Below are 23,100 nucleotides of genomic sequence, written 5' to 3'. Positions count from 1 at the left end.
CGGTATGCGCTCACCGCTGCGGGCCCGGCGGCCTTTTCGCACCCCTGGACCGGACCAACTCCGCGGAAAGTCTTGACGCGGTCATGCAAGCAGGGCCACCTTGTACGGCAACCCGGTAAGGAAAGTTTCCTAACAGAAGGGTCCCCCACAGTGCGCACTCGAACACTGACCCTGTCCGCGGCCGCCTGCGCGGCACTGCTCGCCACCGCCACGCTCCCGGTCCACGCCCTGGGCACCGCCAACCCCCGCTCGGCGCAGGAGGGTTCGGTCAGCGCGGCCGCCCTCCTCGCCAAGGTGACGTCCTGCTCGCAGATATCGAGCGGCAAGTACCGGACGGACGAAGAGACTTCGGCCACCGTCCCCGTCTGCGGCAAGAACGGCGCCGTGTTCTGGAAGGCCGACCTGGACATCGACTGCGACGGCCAGGTCACCGCCAGGTGCAACGGCGACACCGACCCCTGGTTCCAGGACGACACCGCCTTCCACCAGTCCAACGGCCGGCCGCTGCGCGCCGACTCGCTGCCCTACGTCGTCGTGCCGAGCACCAGCAGCATCTGGAAATACACGAGTTCGGGCATCAAGGGCGGCGGCGTGGTCGCCGTGATCTACAACGGCAAGGTCGAGTACGCGGTGGTCGGCGACACCGGACCGACGCAGATCATCGGTGAGGCGTCGTACGCCACCGCGAGCGCGCTCGGTATCGACCCCGACCCCGAGACGGGCGGGACCGACTCGGGCGTGACGTACATCCTGTTCAAGAACTCGCAGGTGTCCCCCATCGAGAGCCACGGCGCGGCCGTGTCGCTCGGGGACTCGCTGGCCAAGCAGTTCATCCAGAACAACTGAGAACCGGCCCGGCGGGGGCGCGTGGCCCCCGCCGGGCACGGCTCGGGGCGCGCGTGGCCCCCTCCGGGCACGGCTCAGACGGGCAGGCCGCACCTCCGCGGCACGGGTCTACTCCGGCTTCACGCCCACGTACACCGTCATCGCCGTCAGGACGAACGCGTCCGTGCGGTGGAGCACGCTCGCCTTGTCGTCCGGGTCCAGGAGCCGGTCGAGGGTGGCGAGGTCCTCCGGGTCGAGCCCTTCGGCGAGGCCGTTCCGCCGGTGGGTGAGGGCAGTGACGACGAAAGCGCGGGCCTCGTCCGAGAGCGGGGCGGGAAGGTCGACAAGGAAGGTGCGGGTCGCCGTGTGGCGCAGGCCGACGGCGGTGAGCAGGGCGGGCCAGTCCTCCGTCTCCTCCACCGATCCGGGCAGCTCGGCCCGCATCCGGGTGAACCATTCGTCGTGCACCGCGTCGATGCGGGCCTGGAGGCCGGGCCGACCGATGCCGATGTCGCGCGGGAGGAACCGCGTGGGCAGGCCGCCTTCGAGAAGGGCAAGGGTGCCGCCGGGCGCCAGGCTCCGTACGAAGCCCTCCAGGGCGGCCCGCTGGTCGCCGACATGGTGCAGCGACCTGCTGGCCCACAGCAGGTCGGCGGGGTACTCCACGTCACCGATGCCGTCGGAGAGTTCGGCCTCGACGGTGGTGAAACGGTCGGCGAGGCCGAGCCGCTCGGCGCGGGCGCGGGCCTCCGCGAGCAGGGGCTCCACACCGTCCACGGCGACGACCCGCGCACCGGGGAACTTCTCGGCGAGCAGGCAGGAGATGACACCGGGACCGCTGCCCGCGTCCACGATCAGCTCCGGCTCGGGCCGCTGCTCCCGCAGCCAGTCGGCCGCCTCGACGTACGCCGGGGTGAACAGCTCCGCCTCCTGCACCAGCATGGGCAGCATCTGGGAGAAGTCCATCTGGGTGTGATCGTGCCCGTGGCCCTGCGCGGGGTTGTGGCCGTGGCCGTGGTCCTGCGACGGGCCGTGGTGGGGTGCCCGGCCGGGGCGGGAGCCGTGGTCGTGGTCCTGTGCCATGGGACAAGCCTCTCTCTCGGAATGAGGACAGCGTGCGCCGCCACTTCCGGAAACGGCCAGTCGTGTTGCTCTAACGGCAAAAGAGGGGCAGCCCGGAAAGCCGGATGCGCCCGCCGGGGGCCGTCATCGGGCAGGACCCCGTGGACGACCCCTTGGTGGAGCGGCCCGACGGGGACTGCACGGTGGTGGAGTTCGCGATCCGCCAGGGGCTGGGGAAGGGGAGCTGACCCCTGACGGACCGCACGCGGTCAGCCGGTCACAGCGCCGGGTACGCGTTCTTCATGAGCTCCTGGAACTGGGCGGAGAACCAGTGTCCGGAGAGCGGGGCGTTCGGCAGCGCGCCGGAGAGGCTGTTCCCGTTGCGGGCGTTGCCCGTGTACATGGGGTCGCACATCCGGTCGAAGCCCTTGCCCTCGTCGTTCGCGATCGCCGAGCTGGAGCCGTCGGACTCGCCCGGAGGCTTCATCCACACATAGGCGTCGATGCCGGTCGCCGGTGCCGCCTTCGGACGCTCGCCGAGGCCCGCGCCCGACTGGTTGCACCAGTTGCCCATGTGGATACGGCGGTCGTAGCGCCCTCCGTCGACGTACGTGTCGACGCTGGTCGTCGCGCCGGGACCGGCGGGCCGCGCCGTACCGCCCCAGCCGTTCCTGGAGGTGTCGATCAGCATGCCGATACCGGAGTCGAAGCCGACCGAGACGAGCTGGTTGCGGAAGCCCTGGGCGTAGGACAGCTCATCGACGTAGCGGTTCCAGTCGACCCACTTGGACTGGCGCACGGAGGTGCCGTTCACCGTGTCGTTGATGGTGAAGTTGTTCTCCTTCAGGGCGCTGTAGTTCGCCGTGTTGGTGATGAACCCGTGCACGTCGCCGACCGTCGCGCCCTCACTGGTCGCGGCCTGCTTGAACAGGGTCGCCGAGGGGGCGAAGTTGTCGTCCCAGCCGAGCCAGCCGTGGTGACCGGCGTCGATGTAGTTGTAGACGTTGGGGATCGCGCCGAGCTTGGCCAGCGCGTAGCCGACGCCCTTCACGTAGTTGCCGTTGGCGAGCATGGTGTCGCACGCGGGCGTGGCGGTGGCGCGGCTGCCGGTGTTGGTGACGAGGTTCGGCAGCGAGTCGATCTCGATGGTCGTGACGATGCGCAGCCCCGCGTACTTGCTGTCGGAGAGGATCGCCGCGATCGGGTCGATGAACTGCGTCTTGTACTTGTCGATCTCCGTCGGGCCGAGCTCGCCGTTGGAGGCGAGGGCGGCGCAGTCACGTCCGGGCAGGTCGTAGACGACGAGCTGGACGACCTCTTCGCCGCTGCCCTTCTGGGCGAGCGCCGCGTCGAGGTGGGCGCGCAGCCCCATGCTGCCGGACGCGCCGTTGATCGCGGCGATCCGGTCGAGCCAGACGCCGGTGGGCTGGTTGGAGATCCGGCTGCCCCCGGTCTCGGCGGCGGCCTTCGCCGACCATTCCGGGTTCACGTAGACCTTGGCGCCGGCGTACGGGTTGTCGACCTTGCCGGAGGGGTCGGGGTCGGTGCCGCCGCCACCGCCGTCGTCGACGTTGCAGGTCACTCCGTCGAGCGTGAAGGCGGTGGGCAGGGCGTTGGTGCCGCTGTAGGAGGCGTTGAAGCCGAAGCTGGCCGAACCGCCGGTTCCCAGTGTGCCGTTGTACGACTCGTTGGCGGCGGTGACGGCCGTCCCGCTCTGGCTGATCCTGGCGTTCCAGCCGGAGGTGACCTTCTGGTTCCCGGCGTACGACCACTTGACCGCCCAGGAGGACTTGGCGGCGCCGTTGTTGGTGACCGTGACGGCGGCGGTGAAGCCGGTGTCCCACTGGTTCTGCACCTTGTAGTCGACGGTGCAGGGGACGGCGGCGACGGCTTCGACGTCCGCGGGGACCGCAGCGGCGGCTCCCGATCCCGTGGCGATCAGGGCGAGTGCCCCGAGAAGTGCTGTTCTTGCACGGCTCATGTGCGGGTTCCTTATCCGTTGAGGGCGCGCAGGTGGTCGCGCAGCCCGATGCCGTACGCGGTCGGTGTTCCGTCGTAGTTCGAGATCAGCGACGGACCGGAGGAACAGTCCCAGGTGTTCCAGGTCCAGCCGAGATAGGAGAGCCCCCGGTCGTCGAACCACTTCATGACGGTGTCGACGAAGGCGTGGGAGCAGGTGTTCTCACCGATCTCCCCTGCCACCAGGGGCACTTGGGCGGCGACGGGGGCGAGTGTCGAGTTCCAGCAGCTCTCGCTCGCGCAGGTGTTGAAGTTGTAGACGTGATACGCGGCGACGAGATTGCCCGTCGGATCACTGGGCTTGTACGTCAGCCACTGGCTCAGGTCGTTGGAGTAGGCGAGACCGCCGGCCAGGATCAGGTTCTTGGCGCCGGTGCCGCGTACGGCGCCGACCAGGTCCTGCATTCCGGCGACCTCGTAGGAGATGCCGGGGCAGGTACCGCCGTCGCGCCAGCAGGTCCACGCCTGGGTGGTCGTGGAGGTCGCGCGGTCCGGGTAGGGCTCGTTGAACAGGTCGAACGCGACGGCCGGGTCGTCCTTGAAGGTGCTCGCGACCGAGGCCCAGAAGGACGGCGTGTACTGCGCGTCGGGCATCGGCTTCTGACAGGTGGCGTGCACGTCGGAGCAACCCGCCGAGTTGCCGGTGTACTGGCCGTAGGTCCAGTGCAGTTCGACGAGCGGGGTCATGCCGTGCGCCTCGACCTTGGCCACCAGGTCCTTGACCGCGGCGATGTAGTTGGCGCCGGCGTACTCCGGTTTGATGTTGGAAAGGCCCAGCCAGCACTCCTCGTTGAGCGGGATACGGACCGTGTTGGCCTTCCAGTCGGCGATCGCCTTGACCGCAGCGTCGTCGACGGGACCGTCGAAGAAGCCGTAGCCCTGGACGCACATGAACTCGCCGCCGGAGCGGTTGACGCCGAGCATCCTGCGGGTGGCTCCCGCGGAGTCGACCAGCTTGTTGCCCGAGACGTGCAGTTTCGGTGCCTCACCGCCGGTCGGCGGCGGGTCGGTCGGGGTGGGCGTGGGCGTGGGATCGACGTCCACATTGCAGGCGGTGCCGTTGAGCCTGAAAGCCGTCGGCACCGCGTTGCTCCCCGACCGGGAGGCGAGGAATCCGGCACTGACGCTCGCGCCGGTGCCCAGCGAGCCGTTCCAGCTCTCGTTGGACGCGGTCACCGTCGTACCGGACTGGGACCACTTGGCGCTCCAGCCCTGGGTGACCTTCTGGCCGCCGGAGAAGTCGAAGCCGAGGCTCCAACTACTCAGCGCAGCGCTGTTGTTGGTGATTCTCACGGCGCCCTGGAAGCCGGTGTCCCACTGACCGGTGACCGAGTACTCCACCGTGCACGCGGGCGTGGCTCCCGAAGCCGTGACGACCGGCGCGATCGCGGTGCCCACCAGGGCTACCGCGGCGCCGATCACTAAAAGAGACAAACGCGGGGGGTGACGCATGAAGCGACTCCTTGCAGCTCTGGCGCGCACTGATCGACGCGCCGACTGATGGAACCGCTCCCACTGGTGCGGAAGAAGCTAGCGCCAAGTGCCGGGGTTGGACAGAGGAGTCGCACTGTTGATCAATCGAATCATTTCGACTCTTCAAGCACCTTGACCCCTCACACCCCCATCTCCAATATGGGAGCGCTCCCACTGGTTCAAGGCTTGTTGCTCCTCCCCCCATTCTCCGAGCCGCAAGGAGGAACCAGCACCATGGATCCCAGCCCTCGATGGAGACGCCGTCGCAGATCGCGGCGCCCGTGGACCGCCGTTGTGGCGGCTCTCGCCCTCCCGCTCACGACTCTGGCGACCGGCACGACTCCCGCACACGCTGCCGCGGTTCAGTGCAGCGTCGACTACAAGACCAACGACTGGGGCTCCGGCTTCACCGCGGATCTGACGATCACCAACCGGGGCACGGACGCCATCAACGGCTGGACCCTGACGTACGCCTACACCGGCAACCAGACCCTCACCAACGGCTGGAACGGGACCTGGTCCCAGTCCGGCAAGACGGTCACGGCGAAGAACGCCGCGTGGAACGGGACGATCGCCGCCGGAGCCGCCGTGACCGCCGGCGCGCAGTTCACCTACAGCGGCAGCAACGCCGCCCCCGCCTCCTACGCGGTCAACGGCACCACCTGCGCCGGCGCCCACCAGCCGCCGATCACCGTGCTGACCAGCCCCGCCGCGGGCGCCGTCTACACCCAGGGCGACGCGGTCCCGCTGGCCGCGACCGCCGCGGCGGCCGACGGGGCGACCATCGGCAAGGTCGAGTTCTACGACGACACGACCCTGCTCGGCACCGACACCAGCTCGCCGTACACCCTCTCGGCCTCCGGACTGACCGTGGGCAGTCACTCGCTCGTGGCGAAGGCCTACGACAGCCTGGGCGCGTCGGCGGATTCCACCCCGGTCGGCATCACCGTCGCCTCCGGCCCTGCCGTGGTCGCGTCACCCACCCAACTCGGCGTCCAGCAGGGCAAGTCGGGGACCTTCGGCGTGAAGCTCTCGACCCAGCCGAGCGCGAACGTGACGGTGGGCGTGACCCGCACCGACGGCAACACCGGGCTGTCCGTCACCGGCGGTTCCAGCCTGACGTTCACCCCGTCCAACTGGAACACCGCCCAGACGGTGACCATCGGCGCCGACGCCTCGGGCACGGGGTCCGCGACCTTCACGGCCTCGGCGACCGGGCACGCCAAGGCCACCGTCACCGTGACGGAACTGGCCGCCTCGAAGGCGTACGACGCGCGCTTCCTGGACCTCTACGGCAAGATCACCAACCCGGCGAACGGCTACTTCTCCCCCGAGGGCATCCCGTACCACTCGGTGGAGACGCTGATCGTCGAGGCGCCGGACCAGGGTCATGAGACGACGTCGGAGGCGTACAGCTATCTGATCTGGCTCCAGGCGATGTACGGGAAGGTCACCGGCGACTGGTCGAGGTTCAACGCCGCGTGGACGACCATGGAGACGTACATGATCCCCACGCACGCCGACCAGCCGACGAACTCCTTCTACAACGCTTCCAAGCCGGCCACCTACGCGCCCGAACTGGACACCCCGAACGAGTACCCGGCCAAGCTCGACACCGGTGTCTCGGTAGGCCCGGACCCGATCGCCTCCGAGCTGAAGAGCGCGTACGGCACGGACGACGTGTACGGCATGCACTGGCTCCAGGACGTGGACAACACCTACGGCTACGGCAATGAGCCGGGCAAGTGCGAGGCGGGTCCGACGGCCACCGGCCCCTCGTACATCAACACCTTCCAGCGCGGTGTTCAGGAGTCGGTGTGGGAGACCGTGCCGCAACCGACCTGCGACGCCTTCAAGTACGGCGGCAAGAACGGGTACTTGGACCTGTTCACCGGAGATTCCTCGTACGCGAAGCAGTGGAAGTACACGGACGCCCCGGACGCCGACGCGCGTGCGGTGCAGGCCGCGTACTGGGCCGACCTGTGGGCCAAGGCCCAGGGCAAGAGCGGTGACGTCTCGGCCACGGTCGGCAAGGCCGCGAAGATGGGCGACTATCTGCGCTACGCCATGTACGACAAGTACTTCAAGAAAATGGGCAGTTGCGTCGGCCCGGCGACGTGCCCGGCGGGTACCGGCAAGGACGCGTCGCACTATCTGCTGTCCTGGTACTACGCCTGGGGCGGCGCGACCGACACCTCGGCGGGCTGGGCCTGGCGCATCGGCTCCAGCCACACCCACGGCGGCTACCAGAACCCGCTGGCCGCCTACGCGCTCAGCACCAACGACGACCTGAAGCCCAAGTCGGCGACGGGCGCTTCGGACTGGGCCACCTCGCTGACCCGCCAACTGGAGTTCTACCGCTGGCTCCAGTCGAACGAGGGTGCCATCGCGGGCGGCGCGACCAACAGCTGGGCGGGCCGCTACGCGACACCTCCGGCCGGGACGCCGACCTTCTACGGCATGTACTACGACCAGCAGCCGGTCTACCACGACCCGCCGTCCAACCAGTGGTTCGGCTTCCAGGCGTGGTCCATGGAGCGGGTCGCCGAGTACTACCAGCAGACAGGGAACGCGAGCGCCAAGGCGGTCCTCGACAAGTGGGTCTCCTGGGCGCTGTCCAAGACCACGATCAACCCGGACGGCACCTACCAGATCCCCTCCACGCTCCAGTGGTCCGGCGCCCCGGACACCTGGAACGCGTCGAGTCCCGGCGCCAACAGCGGACTTCACGTCACCGTCGCCGACTACACGAATGACGTCGGGGTGGCCGCCGCGTACGCCAAGACCCTGTCGTACTACGCCGCCAAGTCCGGCAACACCCAGGCGAAGACGACGGCGAAGGCGCTCCTGGACGGCATGTGGAGCAACTACCAGGACGGCTTGGGCATAGCCGTCCCGGAGACCCGCGCCGACTACAACCGCTTCGACGACAGCGTGTACGTACCGAGCGGCTGGACCGGCACCATGCCGAACGGCGACGCGGTCAGCTCCTCCTCGACCTTCGCCTCGCTGCGGTCCTTCTACAAGAACGACCCGGCCTGGTCGAAGATCGAGAGCTATCTGGCGGGCGGCGCCGCGCCCTCCTTCACGTACCACCGGTTCTGGGCGCAGGCGGACATCGCCCTCGCCATGGGCTCGTACGCGGAGCTTCTCGAATAGTCCCCGCTGTGACTCCGGGTACGCGGCCCTGTCCCTGACGGCAGGGCCACCGGCCGGGCGGTCCCTCTCCCGCACTGAGGGCCGCCCGGCCATCACGCATTCCCCTTTTGCCCATCGCTTCCCCCTCGCGTCGCCCCCGCCCCTCCCCTCCCTCCCCCATCTCTCCCGGAGAGGACCCCCCGTGCGAAGAACCCGCATCCTCACGGCCGTGCTCGCCCTCGCCGCCGGACTACTGGCCGGCACCCCGCCCGCACTGGCCGCGAACTCCCCCGAGGCGACCGCCCCAGCTGTCGCGGCCGACACGTACACCTGGAAGAACGCCCGCATCGACGGCGGCGGCTTCGTCCCCGGCATCGTCTTCAACCGCTCGGAGAAGAATCTCGCCTATGCCCGCACGGACATCGGCGGCGCCTACCGCTGGGTCCAGTCGACGAAGAGCTGGACGCCGTTGCTCGACTCGGTCGGCTGGAACGACTGGGGCCACACCGGCGTCGTCAGTCTCGCCTCCGACTCCGTCGACCCGGACAAGGTGTACGCGGCGGTCGGCACGTACACCAACAGCTGGGACCCGACCGGCGGGGCCGTCCTGCGCTCCGCCGACCGGGGCGCGAGCTGGCGGAAGGCCGACCTGCCGTTCAAGCTGGGCGGGAACATGCCCGGACGCGGCATGGGCGAGCGGCTCGCGATCGACCCCAACAAGAACAGCGTGCTGTATCTCGGCGCGCCCAGCGGCAAGGGCCTGTGGCGGTCCACGGACTCCGGCGCGAGCTGGTCGCAGGTCACCGCCTTCCCCAACGTCGGCAACTACGTGCAGGACGCGACCGACACCAGGGGCTACGCCTCCGACAACCAAGGCATCGTCTGGGTCACCTTCGACGAGTCCACCGGCTCCGCGGGAAGCGCGACACGGACGATCTACGTGGGGGTCGCCGACAAGGACAACGCGGTCTACCGCTCGACGGACGGCGGTGCGACCTGGTCCAGGATCGCGGGTCAGCCCACCGGCTACCTCGCCCACAAGGGCGTCCTCGACGCGACGAACGGCTATCTGTATCTCGCCTACAGCGACAAGGGCGGCCCGTACGACGGCGGCAAGGGCCAGGTATGGCGGTACGCGACCCGGACCGGGACGTGGACCGACATCAGCCCCGTCGCGGAGGCCGACACCTACTACGGCTTCAGCGGGCTGAGCGTCGACCGGCAGCACCCCGGCACCGTGATGGCGACGGCGTACAGCTCCTGGTGGCCGGACACCCAGATCTTCCGGTCCACGGACAGCGGCGGCACCTGGACGAAGGCGTGGGACTACACGTCGTACCCGAACCGCTCGAACCGCTACACGATGGACGTCTCGTCCGTGCCCTGGCTGACCTTCGGCGCGAACCCCTCACCCCCCGAGCAGACCCCCAAACTCGGCTGGATGACGGAGGGGTTGGAGATCGACCCCTTCGACTCGGCCCGCATGATGTACGGGACGGGCGCGACGGTCTACGGCACCGAGGACCTCACCGACTGGGACAGCGGAGGCCAGTTCACCGTCAAGCCCATGGTCCAGGGCCTGGAGGAGACCGCCGTCAACGACCTCGCCTCGCCCCCGTCGGGTGCCCCGCTGCTCAGCGCGCTCGGTGACATCGGCGGCTTCCGGCACACGGATCTCGCCAAGGTCCCGTCGATGATGTACACCTCGCCGAACCTCACCACCACGACCAGCCTCGACTACGCCGAGGCCGACCCGAACACCGTGGTCCGCGTCGGCAACCTCGACTCCGGTCCGCACATCGGCTTCTCGACGGACAACGGCGCCAACTGGTTCGCGGGAAGCGACCCTTCGGGCGTCACCGGCGGCGGCACGGTCGCCGCGGCCTCGGACGGCAGCCGCTTCGTGTGGAGCCCGGCCGGCACCGGAGTGCAGTACAGCACCGGGTTCGGTACGTCGTGGTCCGCGTCCAGCGGTATCCCCTCCGGCGCGGTCGTCGAGTCGGACCGGGTCGACCCGAAGACCTTCTACGGCTTCAAGTCGGGCAAGTTCTACGTCAGTTCGGACGGCGGCGCGAGCTTCACGGCGACCTCGGCCGGCAACCTGCCCAGCGGGGCCAGCGTGCGCTTCAAGGCGCTGCCCGGCGGCAAGGGCGACGTGTGGCTCGCGGGCGGCGCGAGCGACGGCGCGTACGGACTGTGGCACTCGACGGACGGCGGCGCGAGCTTCACCAAGCTCTCGAACGTCGAGCAGGCCGACACCATCGGCTTCGGCAAGGCGGCGACCGGCGCCTCGTACCAGACGCTCTACACCAGCGCGAAGATCGGGGGCGTACGGGGGATCTTCCGCTCGACGGACAAGGGCGCGAGCTGGACGCGTATCAACGACGACGCCCACCAGTGGGGTTGGACGGGAGCGGCCATCACCGGGGACCCGCGGATCTACGGACGGGTGTACGTCGCGACGAACGGGCGCGGGATCGTCTACGGAGACAGCTCGGACACCGGGGGCGGGGGCGGCGGTACGGACCCGACGCCCCCGCCGACGGGGGCCTGCACGGTCACGTACAAGATCACCAATCAATGGTCGGGCGGTTTCCAGGCGGACGTGTCGCTGGCCAATACCGGCTCCGCCGCCTGGACCGGCTGGACACTGGGCTGGACGTTCCCGGACGGCCAGAAGATCACCCAGCTCTGGAACGCCGACCACACACAGTCGGGCGCCGCGGTCACGGCGAAGAACCTGACGTGGAACGCGAACGTGGCACCGGGTTCGACGGTGAGCTTCGGCTTCACGGGGAGCGGGACGGGGGCGAACACGAAACCGACGGCTTTCAAGCTGGGGGAGCAGAGCTGTGCGGTGAGTTGACGTTCCCGCCCCCCGCCTCCAGGGGCTCGTGTCCGACGGGCACGGGCCCCTGAGCGGGCGGGGGGCTTGTCGTCGTCCCGTCGGGGTCGGAGCCGTGGAACCAGGGAAGTCCGGAGAACGCTTCCGCCCCGCCGTCCGACACGGACCGGGGAGACACAGTCGGCTCGGGGCGAAAGGACCGTCGCGGCACGTCACGAGAAGACAGCATTGGAGCCCTTTGTCCCACCCGGAGTGATCACAACTACGTCACCACCTTCACCTCCTGCCCACACTCCCTTCACATGGCCCGATACCGTCACTCCACCACGAACCATCCCTGGGGGGACCATGTCGCACAACCAGCCGCCACCACCCTTCGGATACGGGCGACCGCCCGGGCCGCCCGAGCCCGTACCGCAGCCGGCCAGACCCCGCTGGGCGCGCAAGCGCTATGTGTTGCCCGCGCTCTTCCTCGCCTTCGCGGCCGGCGTCGGCAGCAGCGACAACGGCGGCACCGACAGCGGCCAGAAGAGCAACACCACGAAGGCCGCGGCCACCAAGGTGCGACCGGCCCCCACCGTCACCATCACGGCGACAGCGACAGCGACGGCGACCGCGACCGCGAAGCCGAAACCGGCGCCGACGGTGACAGCGACGAAGACGGTCAAGGTGAAGGTCACCGTCACCGCGAAGGCCGCCTCCGGCAGCGGCGGCGGCTCCGGTGGCGGCAGCGACGGCGGTGGTAGCAGCGGCGGCGGAACGAGCGTCAGCACCTGCTCGATCACCTCCAACGCGGGCAACTGCTATTCGGCGGGCCAGTACTGCCGCAACAGCGACCACGGCGCCAGCACGACCAACGCGAGCGGCGCCAGGATCACGTGCGCGTACCGGTCCGGCGGCTGGCGCTGGACGTACAGCTGACGGCGACGCCGTCACCTGCGGACTGCCCACCCGCACAGGGGGTCTGCCCGGTTCACCTCGGAAGAGGAATCACGCGGTTCACGGCGTGTACACCGTCGGCCGCGGCGCCGTCGCCATGCCGTTGCCGATGAAGAAGCTCGGGTGCGGGGGCTGGTTGTAGGCCGTGTTCTGCCAGGCCAGCCCTGTCCGGTACATCGTGTCGTGCAGCAGCGTCGTGATCTTCGCGCCGGTCGTGTACGGCGTCGAGTAGACGCGCAGGGTGGTGTTGTCGGTCGTCGGCCAGACGACCTCCTCGCGCCAGTCGCCCAGGATGTCGCCGGACAGGCTCGGGGTCGCCTTGGTGCCGTTGTCGGAGTGGACGGACGCGCCGGTCAGCAGGCGGGTGTCGGACGAGGTGCCGTACTTGTCGATGTGGGTGCTGTCGAGGAGTTCGCGGACGGTGTCGCCGTCCCACCAGGACAGGAAGTTGACGGAGGACGGTTCGCGGCCCTTCGTCGCGCCGGCCTCGTCGCGGATGTAGCTGTCGGAGGCGGACCAGACCTCGGCTCCGTCGTTGCCCGCCCAGATGTCACCGGCGACGCCGCGGCCGTTGTCGCAGCAGGCGTCGAGTTTCCAGACGACGGTGCCGTTCGCCGGGTTGATGTACAGCTCGGCGGGCTGGCCGCTCGCCTCCGAGACCTTGAAGTACTCCAGGCCCGCGTGGGAGGGGTCGAGGTCGCCGAGGTGTTGAGCGTCGCCGTGACCGGTCTTCGTCGTCCACAGGCCGTTGCCGTTGTCGTCGACCGCCATCGCGCCGTAGACGATCTCGTCCTTGCCGTCGCCGTCGACATCCCCGACGGAGAGGCTGTGCGAGCCCTGACCGTCGTACCCCTTGCCGCTGTTGGTCGAGGAGTTGGTGTCGAAGGTCCAGCGCCGGGTGAACGCGCCGCCCCGCCAGTCCCAGGCCGCGAGGACCGTGCGGGTGTAGTAGCCGCGGGCCGTGATCAGGGACGGCCGGGCGCCGTCCAGATAGGCCGTTCCGGCGAGGAAGCGGTCGACGCGGTTGCCGTAGGAGTCGCCCCAGGAGGAGACCGTGCCGCGCGCCGGGACGTAGTCCACGGTGCCCATGGCGGCTCCCGTCCGGCCGTTGAACATGGTCAGGTACTCGGGCCCGGACAGCACGTATCCGCCGGAGTTGCGGTAGTCGGCGGAGGAACTGCCGATGACCGTGCCCCGGCCGTCCGTCGTCCCGTCCGCCGTCTTCAGGGCGACCTCGGCCTCGCCGTCGCCGTCGTAGTCGTACACCTGGAACTGGGTGTAGTGGGCGCCCGAGCGGATGTTCCGGCCCAGGTCGACGCGCCACAGGCGGGTGCCGTCGAGTCTGACGCCGTCGATGATCGTGTTGCCGGTGTAGCCGGACTGGGAGTTGTCCTTGGCGTTGGTCGGCTGCCACTTGAGGACGAAGTCGAGCGCGCCGTCGCCGTCGAGATCGCCCACGGAGGCGTCATTGGCCTCGTAGGTGTACGCGACACCGTCGGGGGTGGTGCCGCCGGCGGGCGGGGTGATGGGGACGTCCTTGTAGCCGGTTCGGAACTGGATGGCGTGCACCGAGTCGCCCTGCTCCACACCGTTCACGATCGCGCGGACCGTGTAGTCGGCCTGCGCGGGCCCACCCGAGTGGAAATAGTTCGTCGAACCGCTGATCGGGGCGGAGTTGACCAAGGTACCGGCGCGGTAGACGTTGAACGAGACGTCGTTCGGGTCGGTGCCCAGCCAGCGCCAGCTGACCAGGTTGCCGCTGTCGGTGTGGACGCTGACGACGCCCCGGTCGAGGGCTTCGACCTGCCTCGCCGTGGCGGCCTGGGCCGGTCCGGCGCCGAGGGCGGTGAGTCCGGCGGCGACGAGGGCGGCGGCCGCCATGGCCGAGCCGATCACGCGTCCGCGGTGCTGCCGTTGCGGGTGCTGCACGATGGATACCTCCTGAGAGGACGGACTGCTTCTGCCCCTCAGTCGCCGCCGCCCGCACGGGAGTTGCCGCGATTCAGCAAGCGCTCTCTACGCGTATCGGCGGGCCAGCTCGGCGACGGTGGCGGCGATTCGGGCACGCAGTTCGGGCGGCTCCAGGACCTCGATCGCCGTCCCGATGCGCAGGAAGTCGTCGTGGGCCTGGTCCACGGATTCGACGGGAACGGTGGCCCGCGTCCAACCGTCCCTCTCCGTACGGCCGTTGGCTGCCACCGCCTCACCCACGGGCCCGCTCAGACGGGTTCCGGGCGCGATCCGCACGACCGCCTCCGCACGGTGCAGCCGTTCGTGGAAGTCCCGCTGGTAGGCGGTCCAGTACGCCGCCAGGTCGAAGCCCTCGGGCCGGGTGAACTCCTCTCCGGAGAGGGCGAGTTCGAGGATCTGGTCCACCCTGTACGTGCGCGGGCCCGGGCCGGCGACGACGTACCAGCGGCCCGCCTTCAGGACGAGGCCGTACGGCTCCAGGCGGCGCTCCACGTCGGTGGGTTCGCGCCAGCGGCGGTAGCGGACGTGCAGGACGCGGCCGTTCCAGACGGCGTCGGCGACGGCGGGGAGATACGGGGTCGCGTCGGCGTCCGCGTACCAGCCCGGCGCGTCGAGGTGGAAGCGTCCGCTGACCCGGTCGGCGTGCTCGCGCAGTTCGCGCGGGAGGGCGGCGCGCACCTTCAGCTGGGCCGCGGCGAGCACCGCGCCGAGACCGAGTTCGGCGGCGGGTCCGGGGACCCCGGCGAGGAAGAGGGCCTCGGCCTCCTCGGTGGTGAGGCCGGTGAGGCGGGTGCGGTAGCCGTCGAGCAGCCGGTAGCCGCCCGCGTGACCCGCGTCGCCGTACAGCGGGACACCGGCCGCGCTCAGCGCCTCGATGTCCCGGTACACCGTCCGCACCGACACCTCCAGCTCCCCGGCGAGCTGGGCGGCGGTCAGTCTGCCGCGGGTCTGCAGCAGCAGAAGGATCGAGACGAGACGGCTGGACTTCACTGACACATGGTGTCAGTGAAGCGGGCCTAGCGTCCTGCCATGGCTTCAACGACCTCCACCAGTTCCACGGCGTCGACCGGCTCCGTGGCCGCTGCGGCCCCCGTGACATCGGCGGCCTCCGCGCCGTCCGTGGCTGCCGCGCCCTCCACCGCTTCCCCATCGTCCGCATCGTCCCCAGCCTCGGTGGCCTCGGTGGCCTTCAAGGAGAAGTTCCTGACCGTTCCACCGCCCATCGAGGTGGCGGGGCGGCGGATCAAGCGCTACCACGTCACCGCGGACCCGGCCGGGATCGAGCCCGAGGTCGAGCGGGCGGCGTACGCCATGCTGCCGCGGCTGCTCCCCGAACCGGACGGCACCCCGCCCGCCACCTTCGTCGTCCTGCACCGGGGCGGTGACGACGGCGCCTACCTCAACGCCTACAGCTGGGTGTGGGACAACGTCCTGCACTTCCGGGGCGCCGCCGCGGGCCAGCCGGTGCTGGGCTGCCCCGACCGGGACCCGGCGCACTTCATCACCCCGGACCTCCCGTGGATCGGCTGCGTCTGGGAGCTGCCGCCGATCCTGCACGAGCGGGACGCCTGGGTACGACACCTGCTCGCCTCCGAAGTGCCTGACCTGGAGGCCTACTTGGCCGACTCGCTGCCCGAAGGAACCACAGGAGACCGCACATGAGCAACGCCCGGGACGACGACGCCGTCCACCGCGACTTCGACTTCCTCCAGGGTGACTGGGACGTCGTCAACCGTCGCCGTACCGATTTCCTCGACGCGGAGAGCGACTGGGAGGAGTTCCCGGCCGTCAGCCGCTGCTGGAACCTGTTCGGCGGGGCGGCGAACATCGACGAGCTGGACGTGCCCGGCCAGGGATGGAAGGGGCTGACGCTGCGCCTCTTCGACGTGGAGGCCGGGCGGTGGTCGCTGAACTGGTCGTCCAGCCGCAGCGGAAAGCTGTTCCCGCCGGTCCTCGGGCGGTTCGGGCCGGACGGGCGCGGCGAGTTCCACGGCGTCGACACCCATGACGGGAAGGACGTGCGGGTGCGGTTCGTGTGGTCGGGGATCTCCGGGACCACGGCTCGCTGGGAGCAGGCGTTCTCCCTGGACGACGGGAGCACCTGGCTGACCAACTGGACCATGGAGTTCACGCGGAGGAAGGCCGTCTGACGGCCGTCCGGCCAGGCGCCGGGCCGGTGTCAGGCCTCGCGGAACACCCGCAGGGTGGACTCGGGACCTGGCGCGGGACGTCCGGGTTCGGCGACGTCGTCGCCGAACGAGGCTCCCGCGAAGGGGAGTTGACGGCAGCCGGCACGGCGCCGGCGGCCGTGGCGGCGGCGCCGTGGCTCGCCGACCCGCAGGGCGACGTGCTCGTCCGCTCCCTTGTCGCCGACCCGCAGGGCGTCGTGCTCGTCCGCTTCCTCGTCGCCGTCCCGTGCGGAGGTCAGCGTGCCCCGTGCCCCGGCGCGAGTTCCTCCACCCTGCGGGCGAGATCGAAGTCGAGCGCGGTGACGGCGCCGCCGACACTGTGCGTGTTCACGGTGAGGGAGATCGTGTTGTAGCCGAGGGTGAGGTCGGAGTGGTGGCCGAGCTCCTCCTGCACCTGGGCGATGTGCACGACCATCGCGGTCGCCGCGAAGTGCGAGCCGAGCCGGTAGGTACGGGCGAGCCGGTCACCTTCGAGCGACCAGCCGGGCAGCTCCGCCAACCCCTCCTCGATCTCCTTCTGCGCCAGCGGTTCGACGGCCATGGACGTGATCCCTTCGTACGGCGGGTGAGCCCTTCGCCCAGCGTGCCACAGCCGTCCCCGGTCGGCAGGGCACGCGCGGCGCGGCTCACCCGTCCCCGCGATCACCGCCGTACGCACTCCGACGCGAAGTCGTCCGCCAGGATCGTGATCGTGGAACGGCCCTCGATCCGTTCCAGCCACTCCTGCGGGAGTCCGTGGTCGCCGTGCCGGGCGCCGAGGAGGTTGCCGCAGATCGCGCCGGTGGAGTCGCTGTCGCCGGAGTGGTTCACGGAGAGGAGCAGAGCGTCGGTCACCCGGGGAGCGGCGAGGGCGCAGTAGACGGCGATGGCCAGGGCCTCCTCGGCGATCCAGCCGGCGCCGAGGGACTCGACCTTCTCGGCGGCCGGATCTCCTTCGGAGGCGAGGTCGAGGGCACGGTTCAGGGCGGCCGTGGTCTCCTCGTGCCCCGGATGGCGGGCGAGCAGCCGCAGCGTGCGCAGGACGGCGCCCTCCAGGGAGTCCCCGGAGACGAGGTGGGTGACGATCGCGGCGAGGGCGCCGGAGGCGTAGTACCCGGTGGGGTGGCCGTGGGTCATCTGGGAGCAGCGGGCGGCGATGCCGAACACGGTCTCGGCCGGGGCGCGGGTGAGCCCGAAGGGCGCCGAGCGCATGACCGCGCCGCACCCCTTGGAGTCCGGATTGACGGGTCCGGGCGGCCCGAGCTCGCTCGCCGGGTCGGGAAAGTGCTCCCGCTGGAGCCCGGAGAGGCAGGCGTTGCCGGGCGCCCGGCGGGCGTACAGCCAGCTCTGCGCGGCGAGTCCGCCGTGGACGTCCGGGCCGGGGCCGGGCTCGGTCTGGGTCTCCAGCCACCGTCCGTACGCCCATCGCACGAGCCGTGACCAGCCGCCCCCGATGCCCTTGAGCCGCTCGCGTGTGTGCGCCTGCTGGACGCCCTCCACCGTGAACAGGGTCATCTGGGTGTCGTCGCTGATCCGGCCCACCACCCCGTCGGCGTCGGGGACCGGTCCGGTCACCCCGCGCGGTCCGTGGGCGGCGCGGATCCGTTCCAGGGAGTCGAACTCGACGGGGTAGCCGAGGGCGTCCCCGAGCGCGCCGCCCAGCAGACAGCCGCGTACGCGTGCCCGGTAGAGTGCCTCGGCCTCCCAGGACAGGCTCCACAGGTCGTTCACGTGCCACTCCTCGGCTACGGTCGTCAGATGAGCATTGTCCCGTCCCGTCCCGCCGCCGTCTCAAGTGCCCCTGCCGGGAAGGGTCTCGGGCCGTTGCTGCGGGGCTGGCGGGAGCAGCGGCGGGTGAGTCAGCTGGAGCTGGCCCTGCGGGCGGGCTCCTCGGCCCGTCACATCAGCTTCATCGAGACGGGCCGCTCCCGCCCCAGCGAGGAGATGGTGCTGCGGCTGGCCGAGCACCTCGACGTGCCGGTGCGGGAGCGCAACGCCCTGCTCCTCGCGGCCGGTTACGCCCCGCACTATCCGGAGACCCCGCTGGACGACCCCTCGATGGAGGCGCTGCGCGAGGGCATGGAGCGGCTGATCCAGGGCTACGAGCCCTGTCCGGCGCTGGTGGTCGACGCGACGTACGACGTCCTCGCCGCGAACCGTGGTGTCGCCATGCTGCTGGACGGTGTCCCGGACCGGCTCCTCGCGCCGCCGCTGAACGCGATGCGGCTGACCCTGCACCCGGAGGGCCTGGCGCCGCGCATCCGCAATCTGCGCGCGTGGCGGGACCATCTGCTCGCCCAGATGGACCGGCAGATCGCGCTGCGCCGTTCGGAGCCGCTGCGCGCGCTGTACGAGGAGGTGGCGGCGTATCCGGTACCGGACCGGGACGCGGCCGAGTCCGCCGGCCCCGTCCCCTACTTCGCGCTCCCGATGCGGATCGAGCACGACGGGCGTGTGCTGTCGTTCGTCTCGTCCATCTCGACGTTCAACACGCCGATGGACGTGACGGTCGCCGAGCTGGCCATCGAGACGTTCCTCCCGGCGGACCCGGCGACGGCCAAGTACCTTCATTCACTTCACTCGTGAGCTTGTGTCACATGGTGTGCCGGTGATCCGGCGGCGGACACCTGAACATCATTCCGGCGTTCCGAACCCCAAATCGGCCTGCGTGTAAATGTGTTGAGGTCAACCCCTGAGGGTTCTCCACGAACATGGCACACTGCACGCATACTTCGGCCCGTGGGGAGGCGTGGCGTGAGTGAGCGGCGACCGGCGCCCACGGTGGGGCAGGTGGTTCTCGGGCGGCGGCTGCAGGAGCTGCGCGAGGCCGCGGGCCTGAAGCGGGAGGAGGCGGCCCGTGTCCTGCGCGTCGCCCCGGCGACCGTCCGGCGGATGGAGATGGCCGAGGTCGCCCTCAAGATTCCTTACGTGCAGGTGCTGTTGACGACCTACGGCGTGGCCGACGACGAGACCGCCGTCTTCGTGTCGCTCGCCGAGGAGGCGAACCAGCCGGGCTGGTGGCAGCGGTACCACGACGTGCTGCCGGACTGGTTCAGCATGCACGTCAGCCTTGAGGGCGCCGCCGAGATGATCCGCTCGTACGAGCCGCACTTCGTGCCCGGGCTGCTGCAGACCGAGGAGTACGCGCGGTGTGTGCTGGAGGCCGGGACGGTCGGGCAGACGGGCCCCGAGGCCATCGAGCGGCATGTCGCGCTGCGTATGAAGCGGCAGGGTCTGCTCACGCGCGCGAGCCCTCCCCACCTCTGGGTGATCATGGACGAGACGGCGTTGCTGCGTCCGGTGAGCATCCGGGGTGAGGTCATGCGGGACCAGATGGACCGGCTCCTCGAATGGGTCGAGCTCGATCACGTCACGCTCCAGGTCGCGGAGTTCGCGAACGGCCCGCACCCGGGGACGTACACGTCCTTCGCGCTGTTCCGCTTCGCCGAGCCGGAGCTGCCGGACATCGTCTACAGCGAGTACGTGACGGGCGCCCTCTACCTCGACGCGCGCGAGGAGGTGGCCCTGCACCTGGAGGTGCTGGACCACATGTCGGCGCACGCCGCCTCCGCCCAGCGCACCAAGGAGATCCTCCGGGAGTTCCGCGAGCGCTATTGAGCACGCCGCCAGGACCGGACATTCCCGCGACGACGATCGCCGCACCGGACACCCGATGACGACCGAGGAGCAGACGCATGACCGGATCCGACGCCGCGCCCACCAGGATCGACACCAGCCGGCCCCATCCGGCCCGTGTCTACGACTGGTGGCTGGGCGGCAAGGACAACTACCCGGTGGACGAGGAGCTGGCCCGCAGGATCCTCGCCGCGGACCCGACCGCCGTGCGCGGGGCGCGCGCCAACCGCCGCTTCATGCACCGCGCGACGCGGGCCGCCGCGCAGTCCGGGATCCGTCAGTTCCTGGACATCGGTACGGGCATCCCCACCCAGCCCAACCTGCACCAGGTGGCCCAGCAGGTCGCTCCGGACGCCAGGATCGTGTACGCGGACAACGATCCGATCGTGCTGCGGCACGCGGAGGCACTGCTGCACGGGTCCGTCGAGGGCAGCACCGACTACGTCCACGCCGATGTCCGCGACCCCGAGACGATCCTGCGGCTGGCCGGCGAGTGCCTGGACCTCAAGCAGCCCGTCGCCCTGTCGCTGGTCGCGCTCACCCACTATCTGGACACCGACGGCGACGACGTCTACGGCCTGCTGGAGCGGTACGTCGACGCGCTCGTCCCCGGCAGCCACCTCGTGCTGTCGCAGGTCACCGCCGACATCAGCCCCGAGGGTGTCGAGAAGGCCGCCGAGCTGTTCCGGCGCAGCGGCACCCCGTTCTTCCCGCGCGGGCGGGAGGAGTTCTCCCGGTTCTTCGACGGTCTGGAGCTTCTCGACCCGGGGGTCGTCCCGGTCGTCGACTGGCGGCCCGAGGCGGAGGACCTCGCCGCCGCGAAGGAGGGCGTCGCGCCCTTGTACGCCGGTGTCGCCCGCAAGAGCTGACCGTTCCCGAGCGGGCCGAGCGGACCCCGGAGTCGTGCGCGGGGACCGAGCAGGCCCGTTCCGGGCCGGCCGGTCCCCGCGGGCGGCCCGGCTCCCGTCCGCGGATGGGCGATCCAGCGGCGCCGGCGGCGCCCGTGACCCCCGCTCCTAGGGGGTGTCCTTCGTGTTCCGGTCGCGGTCCTCGTCGACGATCTCCGCGTCCACCACGCCCTCGTCCTGGTCCGGGGTGTGCTCGGTGGGCGGCTGGTCCTCCGGGGAGGTCTGCTGCTGGGCCCGGGCGTACATGGCCTGGCCCATCTGCTGGCTGACGGTGGCCAGTTTCTCGATGGCGCCGCGCAGGGCGGCGGTGTCGGTGGAGGAGTCCGCCAGGAGCTGCTTCAGTTCGTCGGCCGCGGAAGCGACCTCGGTCTTCGTGTCGGCGGGGATGCGCTCGTCGTTCTCGCCGACGAACTTCTCCGTCTGGTAGACGAGTTGCTCGCCGTGGTTGCGGGTCTCCGCGGCCTCGCGGCGGCGCCGGTCCTCCTCGGCGTACTGCTCGGCCTCGCGCATCATGCGGTCGATGTCGTTCTTGGGCAGCGCCGAGCCGCCGGTCACGGTCATCTTCTGCTCGCGCCCGGTGGCCAGATCCTTCGCCGAGACGTGCATGATCCCGTTGGCGTCGATGTCGAAGGCGACCTCGATCTGCGGGACCCCGCGCGGCGCGGGCGGCAGCCCCGTGAGGTCGAAGACGCCGAGCTTCTTGTTGTACGCGGCGATCTCGCGCTCGCCCTGGTAGACCTGGATGCCGACCGAGGGCTGGTTGTCGGCGGCCGTCGTGAAGATCTCCGAACGCCGGGTCGGGATCGTGGTGTTGCGGTCGATGAGCGTGGTCATGATGCCGCCCTTGGTCTCGATGCCGAGGGACAGCGGGGTGACGTCGAGGAGCAGTACGTCCTTCACGTCCCCCCGGATCACACCGGCCTGGAGTCCGGCGCCTACGGCCACGACCTCGTCCGGGTTGACGCCCTTGTGCGGTTCCTTGCCGGTGAGTTCCTTCACCAGGTCGGTGACCGCGGGCATCCGGGTGGACCCGCCGACCAGGATGACGTGGTCGACGGCGGACAGCTTCACTCCGGCGTCCTTGACGGCCTGGTGGAAGGGAGACTTGCAGCGGTCGAGCAAGTCGGCGGTCAGCTCCTGGAACTGAGCGCGCGTCAATTTCTCGTCGAGGTGCAGCGGGCCTTCGGCGGTGGCGGTGATGTAGGGCAGGTTGACGTTGGTCTCGGTGGCCGAGGACAGCTCGACCTTGGCCTTCTCGGCACCCTCGCGCAGGCGTTGCAGCGCCATCTTGTCGTGGCCGAGGTCGATGCCGTGCGAGGCCTTGAAGCGCTGCGCCAGGTGCTCGACGATCCGCTGGTCCCAGTCGTCGCCGCCGAGCCGGGTGTCACCGTTGGTCGCCTTGACCTCGATGACGCCGTCGCCGATCTCCAGGAGCGAGACGTCGAAGGTGCCGCCGCCCAGGTCGAAGACGAGGACGGTCTGCTCCTCGCCGCGGTCGAGCCCGTACGCCAGGGCTGCGGCCGTCGGTTCGTTGATGATCCGCAGGACTTTCAGGCCCGCGATCTCGCCCGCTTCCTTGGTGGCCTGGCGCTGCGCGTCGTCGAAGTAGGCGGGCACGGTGATCACGGCGTCCGTGACGTCCTCGCCGAGATAGGCCTCGGCGTCCCGCTTCAGTTTCTGCAGCACCCGGGCGGACAGCTCCTGCGCGCGGTAGCGGGTGCCGTCGATGCTGCCCGTCTCCGGAAAACGCCAGGTCACATCGCCCATGTAGCGCTTCACGGACCGCGCGGTGCGCTCCACGTTCGTCACGGCCTGCCGCTTGGCCACCTCGCCGACCAGCACCTCGCCGTTCTTGGCGAAGGCCACCACCGAGGGCGTGGTGCGCGCCCCTTCGGCATTGGCGACGACCGTCGCCTCACCGCCCTCGAGGACGGCCACCACCGAGTTCGTCGTACCGAGATCGATTCCGACCGCACGTGCCATGTCCGTCCCCTTCCGCCAGGGCTCTGCCCGCCTCCAGCACAAGACGCGCGTTCCCGCTTGTCAATGGCGCGGGTGGCGGGGCGGGGGCGGACGCGTGGCCGGGCGGGGCGGACGCGCCGATGCCGCGCCCCCG

19 protein-coding genes are annotated in these 23,100 nt (G+C 70.1%); 10 read left to right on the top strand and 9 right to left on the bottom strand.

Features of this window, described 5'->3' with window-relative positions; genetic code table 11:
- The first annotated feature begins 150 nt into the window (after positions 1-150).
- Complete coding sequence (locus tag ACFWBT_RS17640) at positions 151-846, top strand: glycoside hydrolase family 75 protein (RefSeq protein WP_385701071.1); 696 nt, start codon at positions 151-153, stop codon at positions 844-846.
- 108 nt (positions 847-954) lie between these two features.
- Here the strand turns inward: ACFWBT_RS17640 and ACFWBT_RS17635 are convergent, their stop codons facing one another.
- On the bottom strand, positions 955-1,908 hold the full coding sequence (locus ACFWBT_RS17635) for a class I SAM-dependent methyltransferase (protein WP_385701068.1): 954 nt from the start codon (positions 1,906-1,908) through the stop codon (positions 955-957).
- A 104-nt stretch (positions 1,909-2,012) separates the two neighbouring features.
- Here ACFWBT_RS17635 and ACFWBT_RS17630 point away from each other — a divergent pair, with 104 nt between their 5' ends.
- Entirely contained in the window at positions 2,013-2,135 is a 123-nt protein-coding gene (locus tag ACFWBT_RS17630) for a hypothetical protein (RefSeq protein WP_385701066.1), read from the top strand.
- Between the two features lie 29 nt (positions 2,136-2,164).
- Here ACFWBT_RS17630 and ACFWBT_RS17625 read toward each other — a convergent pair whose 3' ends face one another.
- Together ACFWBT_RS17625 and ACFWBT_RS17620 are read right to left on the bottom strand one after the other, a co-directional pair.
- On the bottom strand, positions 2,165-3,868 hold the full coding sequence (locus tag ACFWBT_RS17625; RefSeq protein WP_385701063.1) for a glycoside hydrolase family 6 protein: 1,704 nt from the start codon (positions 3,866-3,868) through the stop codon (positions 2,165-2,167).
- An 11-nt stretch (positions 3,869-3,879) separates the two neighbouring features.
- On the bottom strand, positions 3,880-5,358 hold the full coding sequence (locus ACFWBT_RS17620) for a cellulase family glycosylhydrolase (RefSeq protein ID WP_385701060.1): 1,479 nt from the start codon (positions 5,356-5,358) through the stop codon (positions 3,880-3,882).
- Between the two features lie 255 nt (positions 5,359-5,613).
- Here ACFWBT_RS17620 and ACFWBT_RS17615 point away from each other — a divergent pair, with 255 nt between their 5' ends.
- From ACFWBT_RS17615 to ACFWBT_RS17605, 3 genes are all read left to right on the top strand, one after another.
- Complete coding sequence (locus tag ACFWBT_RS17615) at positions 5,614-8,538, top strand: glycoside hydrolase family 48 protein (RefSeq protein ID WP_385701057.1); 2,925 nt, start codon at positions 5,614-5,616, stop codon at positions 8,536-8,538.
- Between the two features lie 181 nt (positions 8,539-8,719).
- Positions 8,720-11,383 (top strand): cellulose binding domain-containing protein, encoded by a 2,664-nt coding sequence (locus tag ACFWBT_RS17610; RefSeq protein ID WP_385701054.1) that lies wholly within the window; start codon positions 8,720-8,722, stop codon positions 11,381-11,383.
- 327 nt (positions 11,384-11,710) lie between these two features.
- Positions 11,711-12,283: a hypothetical protein gene (locus ACFWBT_RS17605; RefSeq protein WP_385701052.1), complete on the top strand. Its 573-nt coding sequence runs from the start codon at positions 11,711-11,713 to the stop codon at positions 12,281-12,283.
- A 78-nt stretch (positions 12,284-12,361) separates the two neighbouring features.
- Here ACFWBT_RS17605 and ACFWBT_RS17600 read toward each other — a convergent pair whose 3' ends face one another.
- The 3 genes from ACFWBT_RS17600 to ACFWBT_RS17590 form a co-directional block, all read right to left on the bottom strand.
- Entirely contained in the window at positions 12,362-14,182 is a 1,821-nt protein-coding gene (locus ACFWBT_RS17600; protein ID WP_385701076.1) for a rhamnogalacturonan lyase, read from the bottom strand.
- Positions 14,183-14,317: 135 nt separating this feature from the next.
- A complete protein-coding gene (locus ACFWBT_RS17595) occupies positions 14,318-15,262 on the bottom strand; it encodes a helix-turn-helix transcriptional regulator (RefSeq protein ID WP_385701050.1) in 945 nt (314 codons plus the stop codon).
- Between the two features lie 26 nt (positions 15,263-15,288).
- Entirely contained in the window at positions 15,289-15,465 is a 177-nt protein-coding gene (locus ACFWBT_RS17590; protein WP_385701047.1) for a hypothetical protein, read from the bottom strand.
- On the opposite strand from ACFWBT_RS17590, the gene ACFWBT_RS17585 reads away from it, so the two are divergent.
- Positions 15,455-15,934 (top strand): hypothetical protein, encoded by a 480-nt coding sequence (locus ACFWBT_RS17585; RefSeq protein WP_385701044.1) that lies wholly within the window; start codon positions 15,455-15,457, stop codon positions 15,932-15,934. The two genes, ACFWBT_RS17590 and ACFWBT_RS17585, sit on opposite strands and share 11 nt — an antisense overlap.
- A complete protein-coding gene (locus ACFWBT_RS17580; protein WP_385701042.1) occupies positions 15,931-16,422 on the top strand; it encodes a hypothetical protein in 492 nt (163 codons plus the stop codon). The genes ACFWBT_RS17585 and ACFWBT_RS17580 overlap by 4 nt, the downstream gene beginning before the upstream one ends.
- Before the next feature lie 274 nt (positions 16,423-16,696).
- Here the strand turns inward: ACFWBT_RS17580 and ACFWBT_RS17575 are convergent, their stop codons facing one another.
- Together ACFWBT_RS17575 and ACFWBT_RS17570 are read right to left on the bottom strand one after the other, a co-directional pair.
- Entirely contained in the window at positions 16,697-17,002 is a 306-nt protein-coding gene (locus tag ACFWBT_RS17575) for a 4a-hydroxytetrahydrobiopterin dehydratase (RefSeq protein WP_385701039.1), read from the bottom strand.
- Positions 17,003-17,103: 101 nt separating this feature from the next.
- Complete coding sequence (locus tag ACFWBT_RS17570) at positions 17,104-18,171, bottom strand: ADP-ribosylglycohydrolase family protein (protein ID WP_385701037.1); 1,068 nt, start codon at positions 18,169-18,171, stop codon at positions 17,104-17,106.
- A 27-nt stretch (positions 18,172-18,198) separates the two neighbouring features.
- Between ACFWBT_RS17570 and ACFWBT_RS17565 the strand changes: the two genes are divergently transcribed.
- The 3 genes from ACFWBT_RS17565 (at position 18,199) to ACFWBT_RS17555 (ending at position 20,945) form a co-directional block, all read left to right on the top strand.
- A complete protein-coding gene (locus ACFWBT_RS17565; RefSeq protein WP_385701035.1) occupies positions 18,199-19,026 on the top strand; it encodes a helix-turn-helix domain-containing protein in 828 nt (275 codons plus the stop codon).
- 168 nt (positions 19,027-19,194) lie between these two features.
- A complete protein-coding gene (locus ACFWBT_RS17560; protein WP_385701032.1) occupies positions 19,195-20,058 on the top strand; it encodes a helix-turn-helix domain-containing protein in 864 nt (287 codons plus the stop codon).
- 77 nt (positions 20,059-20,135) lie between these two features.
- Complete coding sequence (locus tag ACFWBT_RS17555) at positions 20,136-20,945, top strand: SAM-dependent methyltransferase (RefSeq protein ID WP_385701031.1); 810 nt, start codon at positions 20,136-20,138, stop codon at positions 20,943-20,945.
- A gap of 147 nt (positions 20,946-21,092) precedes the next feature.
- Here ACFWBT_RS17555 and dnaK read toward each other — a convergent pair whose 3' ends face one another.
- Complete coding sequence (dnaK, locus tag ACFWBT_RS17550) at positions 21,093-22,967, bottom strand: molecular chaperone DnaK (protein ID WP_385701029.1); 1,875 nt, start codon at positions 22,965-22,967, stop codon at positions 21,093-21,095.
- Between the last annotated feature and the right edge of the window lie 133 nt (positions 22,968-23,100).

The organism is Streptomyces sp. NPDC060027 (genome assembly GCF_042737005.1).
Classification (GTDB): domain Bacteria; phylum Actinomycetota; class Actinomycetes; order Streptomycetales; family Streptomycetaceae; genus Streptomyces.
The sequence above is the reverse complement of the archived record's forward strand: the minus strand, read 5'-3'. Positions and strand labels throughout refer to the sequence as shown.

Bases quoted from the DNA above. Each gene is read 5' to 3' on its own strand.
- ACFWBT_RS17600 (WP_385701076.1), bottom strand. From the start codon at position 14,182: ATGGCGGCCGCCGCCCTCGTCGCCGCCGGACTCACCGCCCTCGGCGCC.
- ACFWBT_RS17575 (WP_385701039.1), bottom strand. From the start codon at position 17,002: ATGGCCGTCGAACCGCTGGCGCAGAAGGAGATCGAGGAGGGGTTGGCG.
- dnaK (WP_385701029.1), bottom strand. From the start codon at position 22,967: ATGGCACGTGCGGTCGGAATCGATCTCGGTACGACGAACTCGGTGGTG.
- ACFWBT_RS17625 (WP_385701063.1), bottom strand. From the start codon at position 3,868: ATGAGCCGTGCAAGAACAGCACTTCTCGGGGCACTCGCCCTGATCGCC.
- ACFWBT_RS17615 (WP_385701057.1), top strand. From the start codon at position 5,614: ATGGATCCCAGCCCTCGATGGAGACGCCGTCGCAGATCGCGGCGCCCG.
- ACFWBT_RS17580 (WP_385701042.1), top strand. From the start codon at position 15,931: ATGAGCAACGCCCGGGACGACGACGCCGTCCACCGCGACTTCGACTTC.
- ACFWBT_RS17605 (WP_385701052.1), top strand. From the start codon at position 11,711: ATGTCGCACAACCAGCCGCCACCACCCTTCGGATACGGGCGACCGCCC.
- ACFWBT_RS17635 (WP_385701068.1), bottom strand. From the start codon at position 1,908: ATGGCACAGGACCACGACCACGGCTCCCGCCCCGGCCGGGCACCCCAC.
- ACFWBT_RS17630 (WP_385701066.1), top strand. From the start codon at position 2,013: ATGCGCCCGCCGGGGGCCGTCATCGGGCAGGACCCCGTGGACGACCCC.
- ACFWBT_RS17565 (WP_385701035.1), top strand. From the start codon at position 18,199: ATGAGCATTGTCCCGTCCCGTCCCGCCGCCGTCTCAAGTGCCCCTGCC.
- ACFWBT_RS17620 (WP_385701060.1), bottom strand. From the start codon at position 5,358: ATGCGTCACCCCCCGCGTTTGTCTCTTTTAGTGATCGGCGCCGCGGTA.
- ACFWBT_RS17555 (WP_385701031.1), top strand. From the start codon at position 20,136: ATGACCGGATCCGACGCCGCGCCCACCAGGATCGACACCAGCCGGCCC.